Origin of the sequence: Kutzneria chonburiensis (assembly GCF_028622115.1) — a bacterium.
Lineage (GTDB): Bacteria > Actinomycetota > Actinomycetes > Mycobacteriales > Pseudonocardiaceae > Kutzneria > Kutzneria chonburiensis.
This window is the reverse complement of the sequence record NZ_CP097263.1, coordinates 197013-221032: the sequence shown is the minus strand read 5'-3', so window position 1 is coordinate 221032 and position 24020 is coordinate 197013. Positions and strand designations below refer to the sequence as shown.

Below are 24020 nucleotides of genomic sequence, written 5' to 3'. Positions count from 1 at the left end.
GTTGCTGAGGGTTACCAGCCGCGGGTGGCGAGCTTCTGGGACTCGGGGAGCTCCGAGACGTTGATGCCGACCATGGCCTCGCCGAGGCCGCGGGAGACCTTGGCGATGACGTCGGGGTCGTCGTGGAAGGTGGTGGCCTTGACGATGGCGGCGGCGCGCTGGGCCGGGTCGCCGGACTTGAAGATGCCGGAGCCGACGAAGACGCCCTCGGCGCCGAGCTGCATCATCATGGCGGCGTCGGCCGGGGTGGCGATGCCGCCGGCGGTGAACAGCACGACCGGCAGCTTGCCGGTGGTGGCGATCTCCTTGACCAGCTCGTACGGGGCGCGCAGCTCCTTGGCGGCGGCGTACAGCTCGGCCTCGTCGAGGACGGAGAGCCGGCGGATGTCGGCGCGGATCTGGCGCATGTGCCGGGTGGCCTCGACGACGTTGCCGGTGCCGGCCTCGCCCTTGGAGCGGATCATGGCCGCGCCCTCGGCGATGCGGCGCAGGGCCTCGCCCAGGTTGGTGGCGCCGCAGACGAACGGCACGGTGAAGGGCCACTTGTCGATGTGGTTGGCCTCGTCGGCCGGGGTGAGCACCTCGGACTCGTCGATGTAGTCGACGCCGAGCGACTGGAGCACCTGGGCCTCGACGAAGTGCCCGATGCGAGCCTTGGCCATCACGGGGATGGAGACGGCGCCGATGATGCCGTCGATCATGTCGGGGTCGCTCATCCGGGCGACGCCGCCCTGCACGCGGATGTCGGCCGGCACGCGCTCCAGCGCCATGACGGCGACGGCGCCGGCGTCCTCGGCGATCTTGGCCTGCTCGGGGGTGACCACGTCCATGATCACACCGCCCTTGAGCATCTCGGCCATGCCGCGCTTGACCCGCGCGGTGCCGGTGGCGGGAGTGGGCTCGATGTTCACCGTGCCGACCTTTCGAGGATGACGGGATGGGTACGCCATTCATGCTAGGTCGGACGTGGCCTGGTGTTTGAGGCCAATTTGACGGAATCTCCGAAGGCCACTTCGCCGGCGGGCTTGTCCGACCAGCGGATCAGGTGTGAGATCGACCACACCGAGGTGTATTCCGTTCGTACGGGAGGTGACCCCATGGGGTCCAAGAACACCGACAACACCCATTCCGGCGGCGCGGTCGCTGTAAGCGACCCGGCCAAGGTCCGCAACGTCGTGCTGGTCGGCCCGTCGGGGGCCGGCAAGACCACGCTCACCGAGGCGCTTCTGGCCGCCTCCGGCGTGCTGACCAGGGCCGGGTCCGTCACAGAAGGCACGACCGTGTGCGACCACGACCCCGCGGCCCAGCGCCAGCAGCGCTCGGTCGGGCTGGCGGTGGCACCGCTGGTCCACCAGGACGTCAAGATCAACCTCATCGACACGCCCGGATACGTCGACTTCGTCGGCGAGCTGCGGGCCGGCCTGCGGGCGGCCGACGCGGCGATCTTCGTGGTCGGCGCGGCCGAGGGCGTCGACGCCATGACCATGGCGCTGTGGGAGGAATGCGCGGCCGTCGGCATGCCGCGCGGCGTCGTGATCGCCCGGCTCGACCACCACCGCGCCGACTTCGACGCCGAACTGGCCGCCTGCCAGGCCGCGTTCGGCGCCGGCGTGCTGCCGCTCTACCTGCCGGTCCCCGGTTCGGACAACACCAAGCTGGTCGGCCTGATCACCCAGCGCGTCTTCGACTACGCCGACGGCTATCCGCCCACGGTCCAGGAGCCCGACGCCGCGCTGACCGACTTCATGGCCGACCACCGCAACGCGCTGATCGAGGGCGTCATCGCCGAGAGCGAGGACGAGACCCTGATGGAGCGCTACCTCGGCGGCGAGGAGATCGACCAGGACGTGCTCATCGCCGACCTGGAGACCGCGGTCAGCCGGGGGTCGTTCCACCCGGTCGTGCCGGCGTGCGCCGGCACCGGGCTCGGGCTGGCCGAGATCCTGGACGGCATCGTGCGCGCCTTCCCGTCCCCGCTCGAGCATCCGCTGCCGTCGGTGACCGACCCGGTCGGCGGTGTCGTGCTGGACATCAGCACCGACCCGGACGGTCCGCTCGCGGCCGAGGTCGTGCGCACCGCCGTCGACTCGTACGTCGGTCGGGTGTCGCTCGTCCGGGTGTTTTCCGGGACGCTGCGACCGGAGCGGTCCGTGCACGTGTCGGGGCACGGCATGAGCGACCGCGGGCACGAGGACCACGACGAGGACGAGCGCGTCGCGCACATCTACTCGCCGTTGGGATCGCAGCTGCGGGAAGTGCCGTTCTGCGTGGCTGGTGATCTCTGCGCGCTGACCAAGCTGGGTTCGGCCGAGACCGGTGACACCGTGTCCAGCCCCGACCAGCCGCTGCTGATGTCGCCGTGGCTGATGCCCGAGCCGCTGCTGCCGGTGGCGATCGTCGCTCGCAAACGTAGCGACGAGGACACCCTGGCCCGCAACCTCGCGCGGCTGGTCGCCGGGGATCCGACGCTGCGGCTGGAGCGCAACGTCGAGACGCACCAGATGGTGTTGTGGTGCATGGGCGAGGCCCATGCCGACGTCGTGCTGGCCCGGCTGCGGGCCGGCGGGGCCGAGGTCGACACCGAGGACGTCCGGGTGCCGCTGCGGGAGACCTTTGCCAAGGCCGCCAAGGGACACGGCCGGCACGTGAAGCAGTCCGGCGGGCACGGCCAGTACGCCGTGTGCGATCTGGAGGTGGAGCCGCTGCCGCGTGGCTCCGGTTTCGAGTTCGTGGACCGGGTCGTCGGCGGGTCGGTGCCGCACCAGTTCATTCCCAGCGTGGAGAAGGGCGTTCGGGCCCAGCTCGCGCGGGGTCTGCACAGCGACCGTCCGTGCGTCGACGTGCGCGTGACCCTGGTCGACGGCAAGGCCCACAGCGTCGACTCCTCCGACGCCGCGTTCCAGACCGCCGGCGCGATGGCGTTGAAGGAGGCCGCCGCCAACAGCCGGATCTCGCTGCTGGAGCCGATGGACGAGGTCACCATCCGACTGCCCGACGACTATCTCGGGGCCGTGCTCGGCGACCTGTCCGGTCGGCGGGCTCGGGTGCTGGGCACCGAGGCCGACATCACGCCCGGGCGGACGCTCATCCGGGCCGAGGTGCCCGCGACCGAGCTCGTTCGCTACGCCGTCGAGCTGCGCTCCCTGGCGTCGGGCACCGCCACGTTCACCCGGCACTTCGCTCGGTACGACCCGCTGCCCGACAACCTGGCGGCCAAGGCGTGACGTCGGCGCGGCCCGTGCCTCACCGCACGGGCCGCACCGTCCCGTCCCATTCCGTGGTCAGCAGGTCGTCCAGCAGTGGGCCGATCAGCGGCGGGTAGATCAGCTCGTCCGACTTCGCCAGTTCTTGCGTGGTCCACCAGCGGTGGCCCGTCACGGTGTCGTGCTCCAGCTCCGTGAAACCGGACGTGTCGATGGCATCCGCGTTGGTGCGCAACAGGAAGAACCACTCTTCACCGAGAAACCACCGGCCGTCGAAGCAGAACGTGACGCGGCGCAGCCACACCGGCCCCGTCAGATCCGCTTCACCGCAACGGATTCCCGTCTCCTCCGCCAGTTCCCGGACCGCCGCTTCCCGGAGCGCCTCGCCCTTTTCAACGCCACCACCCGGCGTGAACCACCACTGCTCCGTGTTGTTCGGCGGCGGATTGCCACCCCGGAACAACAGCACCCGCTTGTCGTCGTCCACCAGCAGAATCCGGGCCGACGCCCGCGGCACCATCGCCTGCTCGCCACTCTCCGGCGCCATCGGCTCCGCGATCTCGAAGTAGCTGGGCAGCGGCGCTTTCCCGGCCAGCCTCAGCCACCGCACCGATTTCTTACGCCGCAACGACAACGTGTCCCGCACCGCGTCGTTGTGCACCCTCCGTGCCAGCACCAGCCGATGCTCCGCGTCGGCCAGTTCCGTCGCGATCTCCGCCGGCAGCGCCTCCCGATCCAGCTCCCCCAGCAGCCGGCTCACTTCGTTCTCCGCCGCTTCGCGGTCACCCTTCTCCGCCTTCTCGGCCTGCCCCGTCGCCTCGTGCAACTTCGGGCTCGCCAGCCGCGCCAGCAACGCCCTGCGGGCCAATGCCGCATCCAACGCCGCCCAGGCCGCATCGGTCCGGATGTGCAGGCGGTCCAGCCGGCTGGTCAGGCGCATCGTCCTGGCCACCAGGACACCGAGCACCGCCAGGCCCGCCGCCACCCCCTCGAAGATCACCGCCCGACCCTACGCCGGACGGGGGACGGAGGTCCTGTGGTCGCGCGGGGTGCCCGCGCCGCGCGATTGCCGGCTTGCTGTCCCCTCGGCTCCGACGTCCATCGAGGACCAGACGTCGGCGACGAGGATCACCGAACGTCGGATGATCCGCGAATGAGGACACTTACGCCGTTTAGTGGGTGGCGTGAAAACGTTATCGCGATAAGGTGAGATGCGCTCGCGATCATGCCATGAAGTGCGGGAGGGAATTCATGCTCAAGGCGATTGTCACGGTCGGCGCATTGTTATCCATGTCGACGATGTCACCCCACTGGAACTCGCCGCCGCCACCGGACAAGATCGTTATCGATGTAGCGACGGTGAACGGATCCGGCTGTCCGGCCACTACGGCCGCGGTGGCCGTTTCGACGGACAACACGTCGTTCACCGTGACGTACAGCGCCTTCATGGCCAAGGTGGGCAAGGGGGCCGGGCCGACCGACTTCATCAAGAATTGCCAGCTCAACCTGCGGGTGCACGTGCCGCAGGGCTTCACGTACGCGATCGCGGAGGCCGATTACCGCGGATACGGCCATCTGGAGCCGGGGGCGACCGGGCGAGAGAAGGCGAACTACTACTTCCAGGGTATGCCGCAGACGACGTCGGTCGCCCATTCGTTGGACAGTCCACTTGACGACGATTGGCAGGAGACCGACACCACGGATATCGCCACCCTCGTCTACCTGCCGTGCGGGGAAGAACGCAACTTCAACATCAACACCGAACTGCGGGTCGGATTGGGCACCTCCGATCCGCAGACGACGAGTTTCATCCAGATGTTCTCGACGGACGGCGGAATCAAGACGACGTATCACTTCGCCTGGAAAACGTGCCCGTGAATCGACGCCACCTCCCGCCCGCCCGGGAGGTGGCTCACTCCAGCGAACCGGAAAGGGCTCAGCCGTCGGAGGTAGCGGGCCGCGGGTGGTACTGACCGGAGGTGGCGTTGGCGAAGGCGGCGTCGAAGAGGGACCAGCCGTCGAGTTCGGTGGTGCCGTCGCCGAGGGGATCCCAGCCGGCGGCCATGGCGGCGTCGAGGAGGGCGCGGGCCATGCCGGGGGTGTTGAGGTTGAGGCCCCGGCGGTCGGCGTGCCGGACCATGCCTGAGTGCAGGAACATGCCCTCCGGCACGAAAAAACCGTTGCCGGGGCGGAAGACCACCTGCACGGTGGCCTGGGATCCCTCGCGGCGGAACCAGACGATCTCGCGGCAGGTCTTGTCGCGCTCGGTGGGATCGGGGAGGTCGGCATGGGTGTGCCGCAGGGACCAGCGGTAGCGCTCGGTGCCGATGCCGAGGAAACGGCCGGAGTAGCCCTGAGGCATGCCCACCTACATTCGGGACGGTAGCGGCGAAGCTGATGTGGCGGCTTCGTAGACGCGGAGTACGGAGTCGGCGACCACGGACCAGTCGAAGGCTAGGGCGCGGGAAGCGCCGGCGAAAGCGAATTCCCTGCGGCGTAGGGGATCGTCGAGCATCGAAGCCAAGGACGAGGCCAAGGCGGCGGGGTCGCCGGGTGGGGAGAAGGAAGCGGCGGGACCGAGGACGCGGCGGAAGGCGTCGAGGTCGGAGGCGACGACGGGGGTGCCGGCGGCGAGGGCCTCGGCGAGGACGATGCCGAAGCTCTCGCCGCCGGTGTTGGGGGCGCACAGCACATCGACGGAACGGAGCAAAGACGCCTTGGTGGCGTCGGAAACCTCGCCGAGGACCTCGGCCTGGGGACAAGCGGCCCGCAGAGCGGCGGCGTTGCCGCGGCCGGCGACGAGCAGGCGCAAACCGGGGCGGTCCAAATAGCGCACGGCATCGACGAGAACGGACATGCCCTTGCGGGGCTCGTCGAACCGGCCGACGAAGCCGATGGTGCCGCCGGAGCGGGGATAACCAGGCAGGGGCGAGGCACCCGCGAAAAACCCGACATCCACGCCGTTGGGGATCTCGACGGCATCGCCGCCGAGATGCTCGACCTGCACCCGCCGAGCGGGCTCGGACACGGCGATCCGGGCGGTGACCTTCTCCAGCTGAGGACGAAGAACGCCCTGGGCGGCCAACAAGATCCACGAACGGTCGAAAGAGGTGTGGAAGGTGGCGACGACGGGACCGCGAGCCAAGGTCAAAGCCAGGAAGGACAGGCTGGGGGCGATGGGCTCGTGCAGGTGCAGCAGGTCGAAGTCGCCGTCACGGAGCCAACGCCGAACGCGAAGGTAAGCGCGAGGACCGAAGGCCAAGCGAGCGACGGAACCGTTGAACGGCACGGCGAAGGCCCGCCCGGACGGGGCCAGCACGGACACGGAGTGGCCGAGCCCGCGAAGTGCGGCGGCGAGACCGGTGACGTGGGCCTGGACCCCGCCCGGCACGGCCAGCGAGTACGGGCAGACCAGGCCGATCCTCACTCGAAGAGGTCCTCGGTCAACCACAGCCGCTGGAGCATGTGCCAGTCCTCGGGATGGGCCGCGATGTCGGCGGCGAACACGTCGGCCAAAGCCTGCGTTGCCGCCGGGATGCCGTCGATGCCGTTGACCTTGACGGGCGGATGCACCCGCATCCCCCACCCGGTCTCGGTGAACCACGTGCCGACGGGCAGCAGCGCCGCGCCGGTGGTGGCGGCCAGATACGCCGGCCCGGCGGGCATGCGAGTGGTGCCGTTGAAGAACGACACGGGCACGCCGTTGGCGGTGAGGTCCCGGTCGGCGAACAGGCACACGACCCCGCCGGCCCGCAGCCGCTGGGCCAGGTGCTCGGTGGGCCGCGAGGAACCGCCGGAAGACGGCACGACGTCGAACCCCAGCCGTTCACGGGCCCGCGTGAAGCTCCGGAACAGGGACTCGGGCCGCAGCCGCTGCACCACGACGCTGACCTGGTCGGTGTGACCGAGCAGCCACACGCCGGCCAGGTCCCAACTGCCGCAGTGCGGCAACGCCAGGATCACGCCGTTGCCCTCGGCGCACGCGGCGTGCAGGTTCTCCTGGCCGGTGGCGGTGCGCTCGACCGCCTCGTGCACGGCGGCGACGTCGCCGCGCCGCAGCCGGAACGTCTCGCACCAGTAGCGGGCGTACGAACGCATGCCCCGCGCAACGAGCTCGTCCAGTTCGGCGGCCCCGGCGCGGGGAACCACCCGGGCCAGGTTCCGGCGTAACTGCGCGACCCCGGGCCCGTTGCGCCGGGTCGCGAGGTCGGCGCCCCACTGGAAGACGCCGGCGGCGACCTGCTCGGGCATGATCCGCGCGAACGCCCAACCGGCTCGGTAGGCGGCGGTGATCAGCAGACCCTTCACCCGGTCTGCTCCTTGGCCGATCGGTGGACGGCGACGATGCGCTGCCCGACGGTGATGACGGCCAGCAGGGCCAACACCCACAGCGCGATATCCAGCGCGTACGGCACGCCGAGGCCGGCGAGCCCGGTGCCGACCAGGGCCAGGATCATGCGCTCGGCCCGTTCGACCAGGCCGCCGTCAGCCGTCAGGCCGGTGGCCTCGGCCCGCGCCTTGACGTACGAGATGACCTGGGCCCCGACCAGGGCGATCAACGCGGCGGCGCCGGCCGGACGGTCACCGGCCACGGCCAGGCACCACCACGCGATGGCCCCGAGCAGGGCGCCGTCGGCGATGCGGTCGCAGCTGGCGTCGAGCACCGCGCCGAACCGGGTGCCGGCCCCGCTGGCCCGCGCGACGGCCCCGTCGAGCAGGTCGAACAGCACGAAGAAGGTGATCACGAGCGTGCCGGCGAACAGCTCGCCGCGCGGCAGGAACCAGAGTGCGCCGAGCACGGTGCCGGCGGTGCCGATGATCGTGACGGCGTTGGGCGTGACACCGCGTCGCAGCAGCCACGTCCCGACCGGATCGGTGACGCGGGAGACCGAGGCGCGAGCGAAGATGTTCAGCATGGGGCGGCGGCGGCACCTACCTGCACGTCAGGACCTGGGAGGACCAGCCTAACCAGCGAGGGTGAGCGGTGTGCCAGCGACACCCCGCGTCTCATTCGTCACACGGGTTGGTGGGGCAGCCCTTGCTGGCCTGGGTGGTGATGGCCTCGCAGATCAGGCCGAGCTGCCACACCTGCTCCTCGCTCAGCCCGTCGAACAGCACGCTGCGCACCTCGCCGACGTGCCCGGGTGCGGCGGCGGCAACCGCAGCCAGGCCGTCGTCGGTGAGCACGGCGAACGCGCCGCGCTTGTCGGTGGCGCAGGACTGCCGCAGCACCCAGCCGTTCTCCTCCAGGCGGGCGATCGCGTGCGACAGCCGGCTGCGGGAGGATTTGGTGAACTCGGCCAACTCGCTCATCCGCAGCTGACGATCGGGGGACTCGGAGAGTGCGACGAGGATCTCGTAGTACGTGGTCGGCATGCCGGAGTCACGCTGCAGCTGGCGGTCCAGACGCTCGTTGACCAGCTTGGTCGCGGCGGTGTACGCCCGCCACACCTGCTGCTCGGAATCGGACAACCACCGCGGCTCGCTCATGAGTCACATCATACCTGTTGTTGAACGCTCAATCTCAGTGCTAGGGTTCAGTTGAGAGTTCAACCAAGGCTCTGAACCTGCTCATGGAGGACCGAAAGATGACTGCCGCAACCCAGATCCCCGGATATGTCGCCGGCACCTGGACCATCGACCCGGTGCACTCCGAGGTCGCGTTCATCGTCCGCCACCTCGGCGTGTCCAAGGTTCGCGGTCGTTTCAACACCATCAGCGGCACGATCGTCACCGGCGAGGACCCGACCAAGTCGTCGGTCACCGCCCAGATCGTGGCCGACAGCGTGGACACCAAGAACGAGCAGCGCGACGGTCACGTCCGCTCGGCCGACTTCCTGCACGTCGAGGAGCACGAGCACCTGACCTTCACGTCGACCGCGGTGCGCATCGACGGCGAGGACATCGAGATCGACGGCGACCTGACGCTGCACGGCGTGACCAAGTCCGTCACCCTGACCGGCGAGCTCGGCGGCTTCGGCGACGGCCCGAACAGCAAGGTCCTGGGCGTGTCGGCCAGCACCGAGATCAAGCGCTCGGACTTCGGCGTCGGCGGCGGCATCCCGTCGGCCGTGGTCAGCGACAAGATCAAGATCGAGCTGGACGTCGAGGCCGGCCTGCAGGCCTGACCTCCCCACACCCCCGCGAGTCCCGCTCAGCGTCACACCGAATGTTTGAATCCGATTCACACATTCGGTGTGACGCTAGGCGGGACTCGCGGGGTTAGCGGGGCCAGGCCTTGGACAGCAGGTCCCAGGTCTCGCCCAGCAGCTGGGGGATGGTGCGGGTCTGGCCGATGACCGGCATGAAGTTGGCGTCGCCGCCCCAGCGCGGCACCACGTGCTGGTGCAGGTGGGCGGCGATGCCGGCGCCGGCGATCGCGCCCTGGTTCATGCCGATGTTGAAGCCGTGCGGGGCCGACACGCTCCGCACCACGCGCATCGCGGTCTGGGTGTACTCCCCCAGCTCCACGGTCTCGGCCGCGTTCAGGTCGGTGTAGTCGGCGACATGCCGGTACGGCACGACCATCAGGTGCCCGGCGTTGTACGGGTACAGGTTCAGCACGGCGTACACCAGCTGCCCGCGGGCCAGGATCAGCGCCTGCTCGTCGGGCAGGTTGACGATGGCGCAGAACGGGCAGCCCGCCGGCTCGTCGCCCTCGGGCTTGTTCTCGCCCCGGATGTAGGCCATCCGGTGCGGGGTCCACAGCCGCTGCAACGCGTCCGGGACCCCCACGCCCTCCTGCGGCACCGTCACGCGGTGGCCACCGTGAAGGACTCGGCACTGGGCGAGGCGTTCTCGCGACGCTGCACCCAGTTCACCACCGCGTCCACGGCCTGCTCCACCGGCACGCCGTTGACCTGGCTGCCGTCACGGAAGCGGAACGACACCGCGCCGGCCTCCACGTCCTTCTGGCCGGCGACCAGCATGAACGGCACCTTCTGCATGGTGTGGTTGCGGATCTTCTTCTGCATCCGGTCGTCGGAGGCGTCCACCTCGACCCGCATGCCCTTGGCCCGCAGCGCCTTGGTCACCTGGAGCAGGTGGTCCACGTGCTCGTCGGCGATCGGGATGCCGACCACCTGTACCGGGGCCAGCCAGGCCGGGAACGCACCGGCGTAGTGCTCGGTGAGCACGCCGAAGAACCGCTCGATGGAGCCGAACAGCGCGCGGTGGATCATGACCGGCCGCTGCCGGCTGCCGTCGCTGGACGTGTACTCCAGCTCGAACCGCTCCGGCAGGTTGAAGTCCAGCTGGATGGTCGACATCTGCCAGGTGCGGCCCAGCGCGTCCTTGGCCTGCACGGAGATCTTGGGGCCGTAGAAGGCGGCGCCGCCCGGGTCCGGCACCAGCTCGAGGCCGGAGTCCTCGGCCGCCTCGCGCAGCGCCGCGGTGGCCTGCTCCCACACCTCGTCCGAGCCGACGTACTTCTCGTCGTTGCGGGTCGACAGCTCGAGGTAGAAGTCGTCGAGGCCGTAGTCGCGCAGCAGCCCGAGCACGAAGCCGAGCAGCGACTTGAGCTCCTCCTGCACCTGCTCCGGGGTGCAGAAGATGTGCGCGTCGTCCTGCGTCATGCCGCGCACGCGGGTCAGGCCGTGGATCACGCCGGACTTCTCGTACCGGTAGACCGTGCCGAACTCGAACATGCGCAGCGGCAGCTCGCGGTAGGAGCGCCCGCGCGACCGGAAGATCAGGTCGTGGAACGGGCAGTTCATCGGCTTGAGGTAGTAGTCCTGGCCGGGCTTGCGCAGGGAGCCGTCCTCGTTGTGCTCGGCGTCCAGGTGCATCGCCGGGTACATGCCGTCGCGGTACCAGTCGAGGTGGCCGGAGGTCTCGAACAGCGCGCCCTTGGTGATGTGCGGCGAGTAGACGAACTCGTAGCCCTCTTCCTCGTGCCGGCGGCGCGAGTAGTCCTCCATGGCCCGGCGCACGATGCCGCCGCGGGGGTGGAACACGGCCAGGCCGGAGCCGATCTCGTCGGGGAAGCTGAACAGGTCGAGCTCGGTGCCGAGGCGGCGGTGGTCGCGGCGCTCGGCCTCGGCCAGCAGCTCCATATGCTTGTCCAGCGCCTCCTGCGACTCCCACGCGGTGCCGTACACCCGCTGGAGCTGCGGGTTCTTCTCGCTGCCGCGCCAGTAGGCGGCGGCCGAGCGGGTCAGCTTGAACGCCGGGATGTGCTTGGTCGTCGGCACGTGCGGGCCGCGGCACAGGTCGCCCCACACCCGGTCGCCGGAGCGCGGGTCGAGGTTGTCGTAGATGGTCAGCTCACCGGCGCCGACCTCCATCACCTCGGACGTGTCGACGTCGGACTTGATGTCGACCAGTTCCAGCTTGAACGGCTCGGCCTTGAGCTCGTCCTTCGCCGCGTCGACGGACTCGACCACGCGGCGGGAGAACCGCTGCGAGCCCTTGATGATCTGCTTCATCCGCTTCTCGAGGTCGGCCAGATCCTCGGGGGTGAACGGCTTGTCCACCTGGAAGTCGTAGTAGAAGCCGTCCTTGATCGGCGGGCCGATGCCCAGCTTGGCCTCGGGGAAGGCCTGCTGGACGGCCTGCGCCAGCACGTGCGCGGTGGAGTGCCGGATCACGCTGCGGCCGTCGTCGGTGTCGGCGGCGACGGCCTCCACCTCGACGTCGGCCTCCGGGGCCCAGGACAGGTCGCGCAGCTTGCCGTCGGCGTCGCGCACCACGACGATCGCGTCGGAACCCTTGCCCGGCAGACCCGCCTCGCGGACCGCCGTGCCCGCAGTCGTCCCGGCCGGCACCGTCACACGGGGTGCTGCTCCTGGGCCTGAGGGACGCGGCTGCGACACAGTAACTCCTTCATCCGGGACACGGCTTCACACTGGATACGGCCTTGTCGGCTCCCCATCGTATCCAGCGGACACCTCGGCGTTCGCCGTAGCCCTCGGCTGGGCACACAGCGGCAGCGCGACGGCCGCGACCACGCCGGCGGTGATCGCTCCCGTGGCGACGATCACCAGGTCGGTGCGGGTGGTCAGGGCGGCTACCACATATCCGGCGACGACGGCGGTGGCCGGCGCGGCGGCGGCCATCAGGGTCGCCCACCACACCGGTTCGACGTCCGAGACGGCCACCGCGAAGGCCCCGCACAGCGACAACGCCCCGATCGTGTCACTGAGCCGGTGCCAGCCCAGCTCCGTGGTCGTGGCAGCGACATAGGCCGTCAGCACCGCGCCGAGGATCAGGGCGAACGGCCGCAGGTCCAGCGGCAGCACCAGGAGCAGGGCCAGCACGATCGCGGCACAGGCCGTGACGTGGCCGCCGGGGAAGCTGTTGGCGATGGGGCCCGGGCGGTACAGCAGCGACACCTTCAGCAGCTGCGCGGACGCGATCGCGCCGGCCATCAGCACGGCCGCGGCACCGGTCTGCCGCCAGCGGCGCTGCGAGGCCCCGATCGCCAGCACGAGAATGATGCCCACGCCGATCAGCTGCGGGCTGATCGCCGCGATCGGGCCGCCGTTGCTCGGGGCCGGCAGCGTGGCGTCCTCCAGCGCGCGTCCGCTCGGGGACACCACGAAAACCACGTAGGCGAGCACCAACCCGAACACGCACCCCACCACGGACAGCAGCCTCATGAGATCGACACTGCCCGTGTCCTGTGTGTGAACTGTGCGTGCGGTGTCATGGTTTCGCTACGACTTCGACAGGTTCCGCTCAGCGCAGGCACAGCCCGCTCGCACAGTCTGGTGGAGAGCAGTTTCGAGTGGACCCCAGGAGCAGGCCAGATGTCCGAGCCGAAGAACCCAGACGAGCAGCCGACCGAGCAGCACCAGCGGCCCGTGGCCGGCCCCGACGCGCAGCAGCAGCCGACCGCGGCCGAGCCCGCGGCCGAACACCAGCCCGCGCCCGCAGCCGAGGCGCCGGCGGCACCGACGCCGCCGCAGGCCCAGCCCGAGCCGGTGGCGGCCGAGGAGCCGCAGACCCAGGCGTTCGCGGCCGAGTCGCCGTCCTACGCGCCGCCCCCGCCCGGCCAGCCGCAGCCGCAGGTGATCTACGTGCAGCGGCCGCCCGGCAAGTTCGCCAACTTCGCCCGGCACCGGGTGACGCAGGTGGTGGCCGCGCTGGTGGTCGGCCTGATCGTGGGCGGCGGCATCGGCGGCCTCATCGGCTCCCACCACGGCGGGGGCTACGGACCGGGCGTGCACCGGCCGTTCAACGGCCAGTACAACGGCCCGCAGGGCGGCTTCGGCCCGCGCGGCAACCACGGCCCGGGCCCGCAGAACGGCACCCAGCAGGGCTAGTTACACCTGTTTACCAACCATGGGGCATCATCGCCCCATGAGCACGAACAAAGTCCGCATCGGGGTGCTCGGCGCGGCGCGTATCGCGCCGACCGCCCTGATCGCGCCGGCCCGGGACAACGCCGAGGCCGAGGTGGTCGCGGTGGCGGCGCGGGACCGTGGCCGCGCCGCCGAGTACGCGGCCAAGCACGGCATCGCCACCGTGCACGGCAGCTACGAGGAGCTGCTGGCCGACCCCGGCATCGACGCCGTCTACAACCCGCTGCCCAACGCCCTGCACGCGCAGTGGACGCTGGCGGCGCTCGATGCCGGCAAGCACGTGCTGTGCGAGAAGCCGTTCACCAGCAACGCCGTCGAGGCCCAGACCGTGGCCGACGCCGCCGACAAGAGCGGTCTGGTGGTGATGGAGGCGTTCCACTACCGCTACCACCCGCTGGCCGCGCGCCTCGCCGAGATCATCGAGTCCGGCGAGATCGGCACGCTCAAGCATGTGCAGGCCGCGCTGTGCTTCCCGCTGCCCAAGTTCTCCGACATCCGCTACAACCGCGAGCTCGGCGGCGGCGCGATGATGGACGCCGGCTGCTACGCGCTGCACATGACCCGGCTGCTCGGCGGCGGTGAGCCGACGGTCGTCTCCGCTCAGGCCAAGCTGCACAAGCCGGACGTGGACCGCGCCATGAAAGCCACATTGGTGTTCCCAGGCGCACATACCGGCTCATTGGTGGCGTCGCTGTGGTCGTCCGACATCCTCAAGATCACCGCCTCGGCGCAGGGCGACAAGGGCCGCATCGACGTCTTCAACTTCGTCCAGCCGCAGGCCTATCACCGGCTGACCGTGCGCACGGCCACCGGCAAGCGCGTGGAGCGGCTGTCCAGGCGGCCGTCCTACAGCTATCAGCTGGACGCCTTCTGCGACGCGGTGCTGCGCGGCCGGCCGGTGCTCACGCCACCGTCCGATTCGGTCCGGAACATGACCGTGATCGACGAGATCTATCGCAAGGCCGGCCTATCCCCCAGATAACGCCAGGAAACTCTTGGGGAGCACACGCCTTCGCCTCAGGTTCCTCATATGTGCGGGCCCCACAGTTGAGCCATGACCGAGACGCCCCGCACCCCTGAGCCCGCCACCGCCGTCTTCACCGACGACACGCCGACGCCGCCGACCGGCTTCCCGAACCCGCTGTTCGTGCCGCCCCAACCACAGCCGCCACGCAAGTCCCGCAAGGGAACGGCGATCCTGGTCGGCGCGGCGGTGATGGCGGCGGTGGTCGGCGGCGGCACCGGCGCGTGGATCACCAGCTCCGCCGCGGCACCGTCCACTGTGGTCAGTACGGCCGGCGGCACCACCTCCGGCACGCCGGCGGCCAACAACACCGCGACCGGCTCGATCAGCTCGGTGGCCGCGGCCGGACTGCCGGTGGTGGTGCAGATCGCCAACCAGAACGACATCGGCTCCGGCGTGGTGATCAGCTCCGACGGGCTGATCCTGACCAACAACCACGTGGTGTCCAGCGGCGGCTCGTTCACCGTCACGTTCAACGACGGCAGCAAGCACCCGGCGACCGTGGTCGGCACCGACCCGTCGACCGACCTGGCGGTGCTCAAGGTGCAGGGCGTCAGCGGGCTGAAGGCGGCCACGTTCGCGGACTCCTCGCAGGTCAAGGTGGGTGACCAGGTGGTGGCCATCGGCTCGCCCGAGGGCCTTCAGGGCACCGTCACGTCCGGTGTGGTCAGCGCGCTCAACCGGAACATCAGCGCCGGCGAGGGCAACCAGAGCCCGTACGCGCAGTCCGGCGCGTCGCAGACCAACTACAAGGGCGTGATCCAGACCGACGCGCCGATCAACCCGGGCAACTCCGGCGGCCCCTTGTTCAACATGCAGGGCCAGGTCATCGGCATCAACTCGGCCATCTACTCGCCCAACAAGGGCAGCGTCGGCATCGGCTTCGCCATTCCCGGCAACACGGCCAAATCCGTGGCCCAGCAACTCGTCGCCGGCACCATTAGCCACGAGCGCGGCGTCGAGCACCTATGCTCGCTCCGGTGAGCGACGTCGATGCGCTGTCCGACCGGTACGTGGGCGAGTTCGCCGCGGCCGACCCCTGTGCCGCGGCCATGATGGGCATTGCCGGCCATGACGGCGAGCTGACCGACTACGGCCCGGAGGGTTTCTCGGCCCGGCACGAGCTGGCCGAGCGGACTCTCGCCGAGTTGAACACCACGCCCGTCCACACCGACGCGCAGCGGCGGGCCGCGGCGGTGCTGCGGGACCGGCTGGAGATCGATCTGGCCCGGTTCGCCGCCGGCTACGTGGACGCCGACCTGAACACCATCACCAGCCCGCCGCAGCTGCTGCGGCAGGCGATCGAGGTGCTGGACCAGGGCGAACGCACCGTGGTCGCGGACATGCGGTCGCGGTTGGCGGGCATCCCGCAAGCGCTTTCCGGGCTGCGGGCGTCCTTGGAGCGAGGCCGGCAGCAGGGGCGTGTGTCGGCGGTGCGCCAGGTCGTCAACTGTGCCCGGCAGAGCAAGGAATTCGCCGACTATCTCGGCACGCTGCCCTCGACGTACCGGGCCGAGACCGAGCGGGCCGGCGTGGCGCTGGTCGAGTTCGCGTCCTACCTGGCCGATGATTTGGCCCCGAACGCTCCTCGGCGCGACGCCGTCGGGCGTGAGCGCTATGCCCTGGAGGCGCGCAACCACCTCGGCAGCAAGGTCGATCTGCTGGAGACGTACGAATGGGGCTGGCAGGAGCTGGCCCGGCTCGAGGCGGAGATGCGCACCGTCGGCGCGGAGATCCTGCCCGGCGAGCCGCTGCCGGCCGTGCTGGCCGCCCTGGACGCCGATCCGGCGCACCGGGTGCGCGGGGCCGAGCAGTTCCGGGGGCGGATCCAGGAGCTGGCCGACAAGGCCATCGCCGACCTGGACGGCACCCACTTCGACATTCCGGAACCGTTGCGGCGGCTGGACTGCCGCGTGCCGGCGACCAACACCGGCGTCTACTACCTGGCCCCGGCCGAGGACCTCAGCCGGCCCGGGACCGTGTGGTACTCCATGACGTCCGACGAGCCGGCCACCTGGTCGGTGCCGTCCGTGATGTTCCACGAGGGCGCGCCCGGGCACCACCTCCAGCTGGGGCTCAACGTGCTCAACACCCGTACCCTCAACCGGTTCCAGCGGCTGAGCGCCGAGCTGCACCCCGGGCACGGCGAGGGCTGGGGCCTCTACGCCGAGAAGCTCATGGACGAGCTCGGCTACTACGAGCTGCCGGCGTACCGGATGGGCATGTTCGCCGGTGGGCAACAACTTCGGGCCGCCCGGGTCGTCGTCGACATCGGACTGCATCTCGAACTGCCGATCCCGGCCGGGGTGGGTTTCCACGACGGTGCCGTGTGGACGCCGGAGCTTGCCGTCGAGTTCGTCGCCGCCCGGTCCGGCGCCATGGGCGGCATCGAGTTCGCCCGCTTCGAGGTCGACCGCTACCTGGGCCTGCCCGGTCAGGCCATCGCGTACAAGGTCGGCGAGCGGGCCTGGCTCGCCGCCCGGGCCGACGCCCGTGCCCGTCAGGGATCCCGTTTCGACCTGCGGACGTTCCACAGCACCGCGTTGGACCTCGGGCCGATGGGCCTCGACCTGTTGACTTCCGAGCTGGCGGGGTTGCTGACGTGAAGATCGTGGTCATTGGTGGCAGCGGGCACATCGGCACCTTCCTCGTGCCGCGGCTGGTGCGCGCCGGGCACGAGGTCGTGAACCTGAGCCGCGGCACGCGGTCGGCGTATGTCGAGGCAGCAGAATGGCAGCAGGTGCGGCAGATCGCCGCCGATCGGTCGCAGGACGGCTTCGACGACCGGGTGGCCGAGCTGCGGCCCGAGGTGGTCGTCGACCTGATCTGCTTCACGCTGGAATCGGCGGCCGGGCTGGTCGAGCGGCTGCGTGGCGAGGTCGGGCATCTCCTGCACTGCGGTTCGATCTGGCGCTACGGCCCAAGCCACAAGGCCCCGATCTTCGAAGACGCCGGCACGCCGCCGATCGGCGAGTACGGCATCAACAAGGCCGCCATCGCCCGCATGCTGAAGGCCGAGACCGATCTCGTCACCACGTCGCTGCACCCCGGGCACATCGTCGGTCCCGGCTGGCATCCGATCGGCCCGCTCGGCAACTTGGACCCGGCGGTCTGGCAAGCGCTTTCAGCCGGAGAACCGTTGCGGGTGCCGGGAATCGGGGCCGAGCACCTGAACCACGTGCACGCCGACGACGTTGCCCAGGCCTTCGAGCTGGCCATCGCCAACCGTGACGCCGCGGCCGGCGAGGACTTCAACGTGGTGGCCGCGACGGCGTTGAACCTCCGCGGCTATGCCGAGATCGCCGCCGGCTGGTTCGGCCAGACCGCGAACCTGGAATCCGTGTCGTGGGAGGACTTCCGCGCGTCGACCTCGGCTGAGCACGCCGACGCCAGCTGGGCGCACCTGATGCGTAGCCAGGTCTGCTCGATCGACAAGGCCGTGCGGCTGCTGGGTTATGCGCCTCGGTACGAGCCTGAGGCGGCCGTGTTGGAATCCGTACGCTGGCTCATCAAGCACGGCGAACTGGACGCTCAGCTGAAGTAGGCGCCCGGTGTCGTGTCGGTGACGCGGCGGAAGGCGGCGACGAAGGCGCTCGGGGTGGCGTAGCCGACGCGGCGGGCGACGGTGGCGACGGGCATGCCGGCGGCGAGCAGCGGCAGTGACGCGAGCAGGCGGACCTGGGTGCGCCAGGCGCCGAACGTCATGCCGGTCTCGGCGACGAAAGCCCTTGCCAGCGTACGAGAAGAGGCGCCGACGAGACGGCCCCAGGCGGCCAGGTCGCGGTCGTCGGCGGGGTCGTCGGTCAAGGCCTGGGCGATCAACGACAGGCGTTTCGACACCGTCGGGACATGGATGGTGGAGACCGGCACCGGCACGAGCAGATCCCGCAGCACGGCTTCGGCGCGGCGGCGGGGAGCGCTGGGCAACGTGAGGTCGGCGAGGTACTGAATGAGCTCGGCCAGCAGCGGTCCGACGGCGACCACGGTCGGCTCGACCCACTGCCGCCCGCCGAAGTAGATGCTGTGCATGGACGACGTGCTGGCGGCGCCGGTGCGGTGCAGGATGCCAGCCGGGATCCATAGGGCGCGGGACGGCGGCAGCACATAGGCGGCGTCGCCGATCTGCACGGTGAGCATGCCCTCGGCGGCCCACGCGAACTGATGCTGGGGATGCAGGTGCCAGTCGAACCATTCCCCCTTGGGCATGGTCACGCTGAGCACCATCAGTGCTTGTTGCTTTGGGCTATGTCCGTCTCGCGACATCGTATGTCAGCCTACTCGGTAGCGGACAACGTTCGAGGGTCCTAGCGTCGACGACATGCCGATGAACTTCATGCACCGAAGGATCTGCTCTTCCCAGGACTGGGCCAAGAACGTGCGTGAGCGCAGCCTGCCGTGGTCGCTGACCGGCGTGGAGCTGGGCGCGAACCTGCTGGAGATCGGGCCGGGCTACGGGGCCACGACCCGAGTGCTGGTCGATCTGGCGCCGAACGTGACGGCGGTGGAGGTGGACGGTCGATCGGCCCAGGATCTGCAACGGGAATTCGACGGCAAGGCCACGATCCTGCACGGCGACGGCAGCCGGATGTCGTTGCCGGACCAGGAGTTCAGCTCGGTCGTCTGCTTCACGATGCTGCATCACGTGCCGACCAGGCCGATGCAGGACGGGATCTTCGCCGAGGCGTTCCGCGTGTTGCAGCCGGGCGGGGTGTTCGCCGGCAGCGACAGCCGGTTGAGCCTGCGGTTCCGGCTGCTGCACATCGGTGACACGATGAACATCGTCGACCCGGACGAGCTGCCGGAGCGGCTGCGGCATGCCGGCTTCGAGGACGTGGAAGTCACGCTCCGGGAGGGGGCCTTCCGGTTCCAGGCCAGAAAGCCGTCGATACCGTAAACCGGTCGCGCCGGGGCGTTAGTACGACGTAGCGTACTAATGTGCCTCGTGACGAGAACGTGCGCCGGATCCGGTCGGCGGTGGTCCGGCTGTCCCGCCGGCTGCGCGCCGAGCGGCCGGCCGACGCGCTGGCCCCAACCAAGATCAGTGTACTTGCCCAGCTCTGGCGCAACGGCGAGATGTGCGCAGGCGACCTGGCCGACCTGGAGCGGATCCAGCCGCAGTCGCTGACCAGGACGCTGGCGTCGCTGGCGGCCGACGGCCTGATCGCGCGCCGGCCGGACCCGCTGGACCGCCGGCAGGCGGTCATCGGCATCACCGAGCAGGGCCTGGCCGCATTGTCCGAGGACATGCAGGCCCGTGAGCTCTGGCTGGCCAAGGCGATGGACATCCGGCTGTCGCCGGCCGAACGTCAGCTGCTGGCCGACGCGGCCGAGCTGATGGATCGGCTGGCCGATGACTGACCACTGGATCCGCCGGCTGCTGCCGTTCCTCAAGATCCAGCGCCGGAGCATGGTGCTGACCTTCATCGCCGCGCTGGCCGGGGCCGGGCTGGCCGCGGTCACGCCGCTGCTGGAGCGGCACATCGTCGACGACGTCATCCTCACGCACCGCTCGGCGCTGCTGCCGTGGCTGGGTGCGCTGGTCGCCGTCGGCGTGTTGACCTTCGTGGCGTCACGCATCAGGCGTTACCGGGCAGCCAAGGTGGTGCTGGAGGTCCAGTACCAGATCCGCAACGCGGTGCACGAACAGTTGCAGCGCCTGGACATCGGCAGCCACCAGGCGATGCCGACCGGCCAGCTGGTGTCGCGGATCTCCACCGACGCCGGTGTGATGGTCCGCGTGCTGTCGTACCTGCCGGCGTTGAGCAGCAACGTGTTGCTGATCGTGGTGTCGCTGGTGGTCATGATCGTGCTGTCGCCGCTGCTGGCGTTGATCAGCGCGCTGGTGGTGCCGGCACTGGTGATCATCGTCTACCGGATGCGACGGCAGGTGCGACCGGCCACCTGGGACAGTCAGCAGCGCGGGGCCGAGGTGACGCAGACGGTCACCCAGACCGTGTCCGGGATCCGCGTGGTCAAGGCGTTCGGCCAGGAGGACCACGAGCTGGACCGGTTCGTCGAGGCCAGCCAGAAGTTGTACGGGGCGCGCATCCGGTCGGTGCGGCTGATCGCCAAGTACCAGCCGCTGCTACAGGCGATCCCGGCCATCGGGCAGGTGCTGCTGCTGGGGCTGGGCGGCTGGCTGGCGTTGCACGGCAACATCACCGTCGGCACGTTCCTGGCCTTCGCCACGTATCTGTCGCAGGTGATCGGGCCGGCGCAGATGTTCGCGGCGATGATCAGCGCCACCCAGCGGGCCGGCATCTCGGCCCGGCGGATCTTCGACCTGCTGGACTCGGTGCCGGCCGTGACGGACAAGCAGGACGCCTCGCCGTTGCCGCCGGTCAGCGGTGACATCGCCATCACGGACGCGCGATTCGGCTACCTCAGCTCGGAACCGGTGCTCGACGGGTTCAGCCTGCACGTTCAGCCGGGTGAAACCGTTGCCCTGGTGGGGACTTCGGGTTCGGGGAAGTCCACTGTGGCCATGCTGCTGGCCCGGTTCCACGACGTGCAGGCCGGCAGCGTCAAGATCGACGGGCATGACGTCCGGGACGTAACGGTCGACACGTTACGTAGCCAGGTCGGCATGGTCTTCGAGGAGAGTTTCCTGTTCTCCGACACCGTTCGGGCCAATATCGGCTACGGCCGGCCGGACGCCACCGACGAGGAGATCGAGGCGGCGGCCCGGGCAGCCGAGGCACACGAGTTCATCACAGCCCTACCGGAGGGCTACGACACGCAGGTCGGCGAGCGCGGACTGACGCTGTCCGGCGGTCAGCGTCAGCGCATCGCGCTGGCGCGGGCGCTGCTGACCGATCCCCGGATCCTGGTGTTGGACGACGCGACCAGCGCGGTGGACGCCCGGATCGAGGAGGGCATTCACGCCACCCTGCGGCGCGTGATGGTCGACCGCACCACGCTGCTCATCGCCCACCGCCGCTCCACGTTGCGACTGGCCAGCCGGATCGTCGTGGTGGACAAGGGACGTGTTGTCGCACAAGGCAGTCACGAGGAACTGATGGCCGCCAGTCCGCTGTACCGGCGACTGTTGGCCGGCACCGACGAGGACATCGACGTCGAGGTGACCACGGGTGTGACCGAGGAGGCGTGGCAGGCCGACGGCGGCAAGCGCAAGCAGCTGGCGATCATGGAGACGCCGTCCGAGATGGCCGCCGGCCTGCTCTTGCTGCCGCCGGCCCGCGATCGCGCCGACATCGACACCGTCGGCGACGACGAGCCCCGATTCTCGTTCCGCCGCTTCGTCTGGCGGCACCGCACGGCGTTGGGCCTCGGCCTGTTCCTGGTGCTGCTGGACGCCGTCGCCACGGCCGCCGGGCCGTACTTCTCCCGTGAGGGCATCGACAACGGCGTGCTCAACGGCTCGGCCGGCGCGTTGTTCTTGTCGGCCGGCATTTTCCTCGCCGTTGTCCTCGGCGACCTGGCCGTGTCGGTGGCGATGACGCTGGTCAACGGCCGTACCGGCGAGCGTTTGCTGATGGCGCTGAAGGTCCGTGTGTTCAAGCGGCTGCTGCGGCTGCCGGTCTCGTTCTACGACCGGGAGATGGTCGGGCAGGTCATGACCCGCATGACCACCGACACCGATTCGTTCTCCTCGTTGCTACAGAACGGTTTGCTCCAGGCCGCGGCCAGCGTGCTGACGTTCACCGGGGTGCTGGTGGCGATGGCCGTGATGAACATCGAGCTGACCGGCGTGGCCGCGCTGGTGCTGATTCCGTTCGTGTTGGCCACCACCGTGTTCCGGCGGCTGTCCAAGAGCAGTTACGTGCAGGCGCGGGAGAAGATCTCCGACGTCAACGCCGGATTGCAGGAAACCTTGGCCGGCGTGCGGGAATCGCAGGCATTCGGGCAGCAGGGGCGGCGGCACACCGAGTTCAAGCGGCTCACCCGGGGCTATCTGGACGCCCGGATGAAGTCGCAGCGGCTGATCTCGGCGTACTTCCCGTTCCTGGAGTTCCTGTCCGACCTCGGCGCGGCGCTGGTGCTCGGTGCGGGGTACTTCCTCATTGCCCGCAACGAGTTGACCGCCGGCGAGCTGATCGCGTTCGTGCTCTACCTCGGGTTGTTCTTCTCCCCCATCCAGCAGCTGTCCGGCGTGTTCGACGACTGGCAGCAGGCGCGGGTGTCGATGACCCGGATCAACGACCTGTTGGCCGAGCCCGACCTCACGCCGACCGCCGCTTCGCCGACACATCCCGGCCGGTTGCGCGGGCGGATCGCGTTGCAGGACGTGTGGTTCCGCTATCCGGGCGTGGACAGCGACGTGCTGCAAGGCGTGGATCTCGTTGTGGAGCCGGGGGAAACCGTCGCGTTGATCGGCGAGACCGGTGCCGGAAAGTCCACTGTGGTCAAGATGTTGGCCCGGTTCTACGACCCCGACAAGGGATCCGTCACCATCGACGGCCTGGACCTGCGTTCCCTCGATCCGTCGGAGTTCCGGCGGCAGCTGGGCTACGTGCCGCAGGAGGCGTTCCTGTTCCCCGGCACCATCCGGGACAACATCGCCTACGGTCGACCTTCGGCCACCGACGCCGAAGTCGAGGCCGCCGCCCGGGCCATCGGCGCGCACGAGTTCGTGGCCAAGCTGCCCGGCGGCTACCTGCACGAGATTGGCGAGCGGGGCGGCTCTTTGTCCGCCGGGCAGCGACAGTTGCTCTGCCTGGCCCGGGCCCAGATCGTCAATCCCGTGTTGCTGCTGCTGGACGAGGCCACCGCCAACCTCGACCTGGCCACGGAATCCGTTGTCTCGGCCGCCATGTCCACGTTGGCCGACGGCCGCACCACGATCCTGGTCGCGCACCGCTTGCAGACCGCTCGCGGCGCCGACCGGATCGTGGTGATGGACGCCGGGCGCGTGGTCGCCGTCGGCACGCACTCACAGTTGCTCGCCGAGAGCGACCACTACGCCCGGTTGTGGGCGGCCTTCGCAGTCACACCAGCTTCGGCGTGATGATCGCCTCCGGGGAGGTGGCCGGCGACCACCTCCCCGCTCGTGGCCGGCTTTCGCAGTCACACCAGCTTCGCGTCCAGCGTGATCGTGGTGCCGGCCAGGGCCTTGCTCACCGGGCAGGTGTCCTTGGCCGTCTGCGCCAGCTCCGCGAACTTCGCCGCGTCCAGGCCCGGCACCTTGGCGTTGACCGTCACCGCGACGCTCGTGATCGCAAAGCCACCCGCCGGGTCCGGGCCCAGCGTCACCTCCGCGCTCACGTCGATCGCGTCCGCCGTCAGGCCGTTCGCGCCCAGCACGCCCGACAGGTTCATCGCCAGGCACGAGCTGTGCGCCGCCGCGATCAGCTCTTCCGGCGAGGTCTGCCCGTCCGGGTTCCCCGTGCGGGTCGGGAACGACACGTCGAACTGACCCGCGTTCGAGGAGTCGAACGTGACCGTCCCCTTGCCGTCCTGCAGTCCGCCTTCCCAGTGGGTGGTGGCGTCGCGACTGGGCATTGTGGTGCCTCCCTCGGTGGTGGTTGC

The 24020-nt window shown here is 69.7% G+C and carries 23 protein-coding genes; 11 read left to right on the top strand and 12 right to left on the bottom strand.

Features of this window, described 5'->3' with window-relative positions; all coding sequences use genetic code 11:
- Positions 1 to 11: 11 nt before the first annotated feature.
- Entirely contained in the window at positions 12 to 911 is a 900-nt protein-coding gene (gene pdxS, locus M3Q35_RS01130; protein ID WP_273939680.1) for a pyridoxal 5'-phosphate synthase lyase subunit PdxS, read from the bottom strand.
- 186 nt (positions 912 to 1097) lie between these two features.
- Between pdxS and M3Q35_RS01125 the strand changes: the two genes are divergently transcribed.
- Entirely contained in the window at positions 1098 to 3224 is a 2127-nt protein-coding gene (locus M3Q35_RS01125; protein ID WP_273939679.1) for an elongation factor G-like protein EF-G2, read from the top strand.
- 19 nt (positions 3225 to 3243) lie between these two features.
- On the opposite strand, the gene M3Q35_RS01120 is transcribed toward M3Q35_RS01125, so the two are convergent.
- Positions 3244 to 4203: an NUDIX hydrolase gene (locus M3Q35_RS01120; RefSeq protein WP_273939678.1), complete on the bottom strand. Its 960-nt coding sequence runs from the start codon at positions 4201 to 4203 to the stop codon at positions 3244 to 3246.
- Between the two features lie 251 nt (positions 4204 to 4454).
- Between M3Q35_RS01120 and M3Q35_RS01115 the strand changes: the two genes are divergently transcribed.
- Positions 4455 to 5081: a DUF4360 domain-containing protein gene (locus tag M3Q35_RS01115; RefSeq protein WP_273939677.1), complete on the top strand. Its 627-nt coding sequence runs from the start codon at positions 4455 to 4457 to the stop codon at positions 5079 to 5081.
- Between the two features lie 58 nt (positions 5082 to 5139).
- Here the strand turns inward: M3Q35_RS01115 and M3Q35_RS01110 are convergent, their stop codons facing one another.
- The 5 genes from M3Q35_RS01110 to M3Q35_RS01090 form a co-directional block, all read right to left on the bottom strand.
- Positions 5140 to 5565 (bottom strand): hypothetical protein, encoded by a 426-nt coding sequence (locus M3Q35_RS01110; RefSeq protein WP_273939676.1) that lies wholly within the window; start codon positions 5563 to 5565, stop codon positions 5140 to 5142.
- 6 nt (positions 5566 to 5571) lie between these two features.
- Positions 5572 to 6630: a glycosyltransferase family 4 protein gene (locus M3Q35_RS01105; protein WP_273939675.1), complete on the bottom strand. Its 1059-nt coding sequence runs from the start codon at positions 6628 to 6630 to the stop codon at positions 5572 to 5574.
- Positions 6627 to 7454: a phosphatidylinositol mannoside acyltransferase gene (locus M3Q35_RS01100; RefSeq protein WP_379793828.1), complete on the bottom strand. Its 828-nt coding sequence runs from the start codon at positions 7452 to 7454 to the stop codon at positions 6627 to 6629. Before M3Q35_RS01100 ends, M3Q35_RS01105 begins: the two co-directional genes overlap by 4 nt.
- A 53-nt stretch (positions 7455 to 7507) precedes the next feature.
- Positions 7508 to 8119: a phosphatidylinositol phosphate synthase gene (gene pgsA / locus M3Q35_RS01095; RefSeq protein WP_273939673.1), complete on the bottom strand. Its 612-nt coding sequence runs from the start codon at positions 8117 to 8119 to the stop codon at positions 7508 to 7510.
- Positions 8120 to 8210: 91 nt separating this feature from the next.
- The gene (locus M3Q35_RS01090) at positions 8211 to 8693 is read right to left on the bottom strand and encodes a MarR family winged helix-turn-helix transcriptional regulator (RefSeq protein ID WP_273939672.1); all 483 of its coding nucleotides are present in this window, start codon (positions 8691 to 8693) and stop codon (positions 8211 to 8213) included.
- Between the two features lie 98 nt (positions 8694 to 8791).
- Here M3Q35_RS01090 and M3Q35_RS01085 point away from each other — a divergent pair, with 98 nt between their 5' ends.
- Positions 8792 to 9331: a YceI family protein gene (locus M3Q35_RS01085; RefSeq protein WP_273939671.1), complete on the top strand. Its 540-nt coding sequence runs from the start codon at positions 8792 to 8794 to the stop codon at positions 9329 to 9331.
- Between the two features lie 94 nt (positions 9332 to 9425).
- Here the strand turns inward: M3Q35_RS01085 and M3Q35_RS01080 are convergent, their stop codons facing one another.
- The 3 genes from M3Q35_RS01080 to M3Q35_RS01070 form a co-directional block, all read right to left on the bottom strand.
- On the bottom strand, positions 9426 to 9959 hold the full coding sequence (locus M3Q35_RS01080; RefSeq protein WP_273939670.1) for an HIT family protein: 534 nt from the start codon (positions 9957 to 9959) through the stop codon (positions 9426 to 9428).
- The gene (thrS, locus tag M3Q35_RS01075) at positions 9956 to 11974 is read right to left on the bottom strand and encodes a threonine--tRNA ligase (protein ID WP_273939669.1); all 2019 of its coding nucleotides are present in this window, start codon (positions 11972 to 11974) and stop codon (positions 9956 to 9958) included. Before thrS ends, M3Q35_RS01080 begins: the two co-directional genes overlap by 4 nt.
- A 69-nt stretch (positions 11975 to 12043) precedes the next feature.
- The gene (locus M3Q35_RS01070; protein ID WP_273939668.1) at positions 12044 to 12802 is read right to left on the bottom strand and encodes a phosphatase PAP2 family protein; all 759 of its coding nucleotides are present in this window, start codon (positions 12800 to 12802) and stop codon (positions 12044 to 12046) included.
- A gap of 150 nt (positions 12803 to 12952) precedes the next feature.
- Here M3Q35_RS01070 and M3Q35_RS01065 point away from each other — a divergent pair, with 150 nt between their 5' ends.
- The 5 genes from M3Q35_RS01065 (at position 12953) to M3Q35_RS01045 (ending at position 18075) form a co-directional block, all read left to right on the top strand.
- Positions 12953 to 13468 carry a hypothetical protein gene (locus M3Q35_RS01065; protein ID WP_273939667.1) on the top strand — a complete coding sequence of 172 codons (516 nt, stop codon included), beginning with the start codon at positions 12953 to 12955 and terminating at the stop codon, positions 13466 to 13468.
- Between the two features lie 37 nt (positions 13469 to 13505).
- Positions 13506 to 14489 (top strand): Gfo/Idh/MocA family protein, encoded by a 984-nt coding sequence (locus tag M3Q35_RS01060; protein ID WP_273939666.1) that lies wholly within the window; start codon positions 13506 to 13508, stop codon positions 14487 to 14489.
- 72 nt (positions 14490 to 14561) lie between these two features.
- Positions 14562 to 15515, top strand: coding sequence for a S1C family serine protease (locus tag M3Q35_RS01055; RefSeq protein ID WP_273939665.1), 954 nt, complete (start codon positions 14562 to 14564; stop codon positions 15513 to 15515).
- Positions 15512 to 17137: a DUF885 domain-containing protein gene (locus M3Q35_RS01050; protein ID WP_273939664.1), complete on the top strand. Its 1626-nt coding sequence runs from the start codon at positions 15512 to 15514 to the stop codon at positions 17135 to 17137. The genes M3Q35_RS01055 and M3Q35_RS01050 overlap by 4 nt, the downstream gene beginning before the upstream one ends.
- Positions 17134 to 18075, top strand: coding sequence for an NAD-dependent epimerase/dehydratase family protein (locus M3Q35_RS01045; RefSeq protein ID WP_273939663.1), 942 nt, complete (start codon positions 17134 to 17136; stop codon positions 18073 to 18075). The genes M3Q35_RS01050 and M3Q35_RS01045 overlap by 4 nt, the downstream gene beginning before the upstream one ends.
- On the opposite strand, the gene M3Q35_RS01040 is transcribed toward M3Q35_RS01045, so the two are convergent.
- Positions 18063 to 18737, bottom strand: a complete 675-nt coding sequence (locus M3Q35_RS01040) for an AraC family transcriptional regulator (RefSeq protein ID WP_273944215.1) — start codon at positions 18735 to 18737, stop codon at positions 18063 to 18065. The genes M3Q35_RS01045 and M3Q35_RS01040 overlap by 13 nt on opposite strands.
- Positions 18738 to 18849: 112 nt before the next feature.
- Here M3Q35_RS01040 and M3Q35_RS01035 point away from each other — a divergent pair, with 112 nt between their 5' ends.
- Genes M3Q35_RS01035 through M3Q35_RS01025 form a run of 3 tightly spaced genes read left to right on the top strand, consistent with a single transcriptional unit; the run spans position 18850 to position 23499 of the window.
- A complete protein-coding gene (locus tag M3Q35_RS01035; protein ID WP_273939662.1) occupies positions 18850 to 19425 on the top strand; it encodes a class I SAM-dependent methyltransferase in 576 nt (191 codons plus the stop codon).
- Positions 19426 to 19466: 41 nt separating this feature from the next.
- Positions 19467 to 19889 carry a MarR family winged helix-turn-helix transcriptional regulator gene (locus M3Q35_RS01030; RefSeq protein ID WP_273939661.1) on the top strand — a complete coding sequence of 141 codons (423 nt, stop codon included), beginning with the start codon at positions 19467 to 19469 and terminating at the stop codon, positions 19887 to 19889.
- The gene (locus tag M3Q35_RS01025) at positions 19882 to 23499 is read left to right on the top strand and encodes an ABC transporter ATP-binding protein (protein WP_273939660.1); all 3618 of its coding nucleotides are present in this window, start codon (positions 19882 to 19884) and stop codon (positions 23497 to 23499) included. Before M3Q35_RS01030 ends, M3Q35_RS01025 begins: the two co-directional genes overlap by 8 nt.
- 59 nt (positions 23500 to 23558) lie before the next feature.
- Here the strand turns inward: M3Q35_RS01025 and M3Q35_RS01020 are convergent, their stop codons facing one another.
- The gene (locus M3Q35_RS01020; protein ID WP_273939659.1) at positions 23559 to 23993 is read right to left on the bottom strand and encodes an OsmC family protein; all 435 of its coding nucleotides are present in this window, start codon (positions 23991 to 23993) and stop codon (positions 23559 to 23561) included.
- Between the last annotated feature and the right edge of the window lie 27 nt (positions 23994 to 24020).

What these genes read in the sequence shown, in the direction of transcription:
- M3Q35_RS01090 (WP_273939672.1), bottom strand. Translation starts at nt 8,693, where the DNA reads ATGAGCGAGCCGCGGTGGTTGTCCGATTCCGAGCAGCAGGTGTGGCGG.
- M3Q35_RS01125 (WP_273939679.1), top strand. Translation starts at nt 1,098, where the DNA reads ATGGGGTCCAAGAACACCGACAACACCCATTCCGGCGGCGCGGTCGCT.
- M3Q35_RS01115 (WP_273939677.1), top strand. Translation starts at nt 4,455, where the DNA reads ATGCTCAAGGCGATTGTCACGGTCGGCGCATTGTTATCCATGTCGACG.
- M3Q35_RS01040 (WP_273944215.1), bottom strand. Translation starts at nt 18,737, where the DNA reads ATGCCCAAGGGGGAATGGTTCGACTGGCACCTGCATCCCCAGCATCAG.
- M3Q35_RS01100 (WP_379793828.1), bottom strand. Translation starts at nt 7,454, where the DNA reads ATGCCCGAGCAGGTCGCCGCCGGCGTCTTCCAGTGGGGCGCCGACCTC.
- M3Q35_RS01070 (WP_273939668.1), bottom strand. Translation starts at nt 12,802, where the DNA reads ATGAGGCTGCTGTCCGTGGTGGGGTGCGTGTTCGGGTTGGTGCTCGCC.
- M3Q35_RS01055 (WP_273939665.1), top strand. Translation starts at nt 14,562, where the DNA reads ATGACCGAGACGCCCCGCACCCCTGAGCCCGCCACCGCCGTCTTCACC.
- M3Q35_RS01065 (WP_273939667.1), top strand. Translation starts at nt 12,953, where the DNA reads ATGTCCGAGCCGAAGAACCCAGACGAGCAGCCGACCGAGCAGCACCAG.
- M3Q35_RS01025 (WP_273939660.1), top strand. Translation starts at nt 19,882, where the DNA reads ATGACTGACCACTGGATCCGCCGGCTGCTGCCGTTCCTCAAGATCCAG.
- pgsA (WP_273939673.1), bottom strand. Translation starts at nt 8,119, where the DNA reads ATGCTGAACATCTTCGCTCGCGCCTCGGTCTCCCGCGTCACCGATCCG.
- M3Q35_RS01035 (WP_273939662.1), top strand. Translation starts at nt 18,850, where the DNA reads ATGCCGATGAACTTCATGCACCGAAGGATCTGCTCTTCCCAGGACTGG.
- M3Q35_RS01060 (WP_273939666.1), top strand. Translation starts at nt 13,506, where the DNA reads ATGAGCACGAACAAAGTCCGCATCGGGGTGCTCGGCGCGGCGCGTATC.
- M3Q35_RS01110 (WP_273939676.1), bottom strand. Translation starts at nt 5,565, where the DNA reads ATGCCTCAGGGCTACTCCGGCCGTTTCCTCGGCATCGGCACCGAGCGC.
- M3Q35_RS01085 (WP_273939671.1), top strand. Translation starts at nt 8,792, where the DNA reads ATGACTGCCGCAACCCAGATCCCCGGATATGTCGCCGGCACCTGGACC.
- M3Q35_RS01020 (WP_273939659.1), bottom strand. Translation starts at nt 23,993, where the DNA reads ATGCCCAGTCGCGACGCCACCACCCACTGGGAAGGCGGACTGCAGGAC.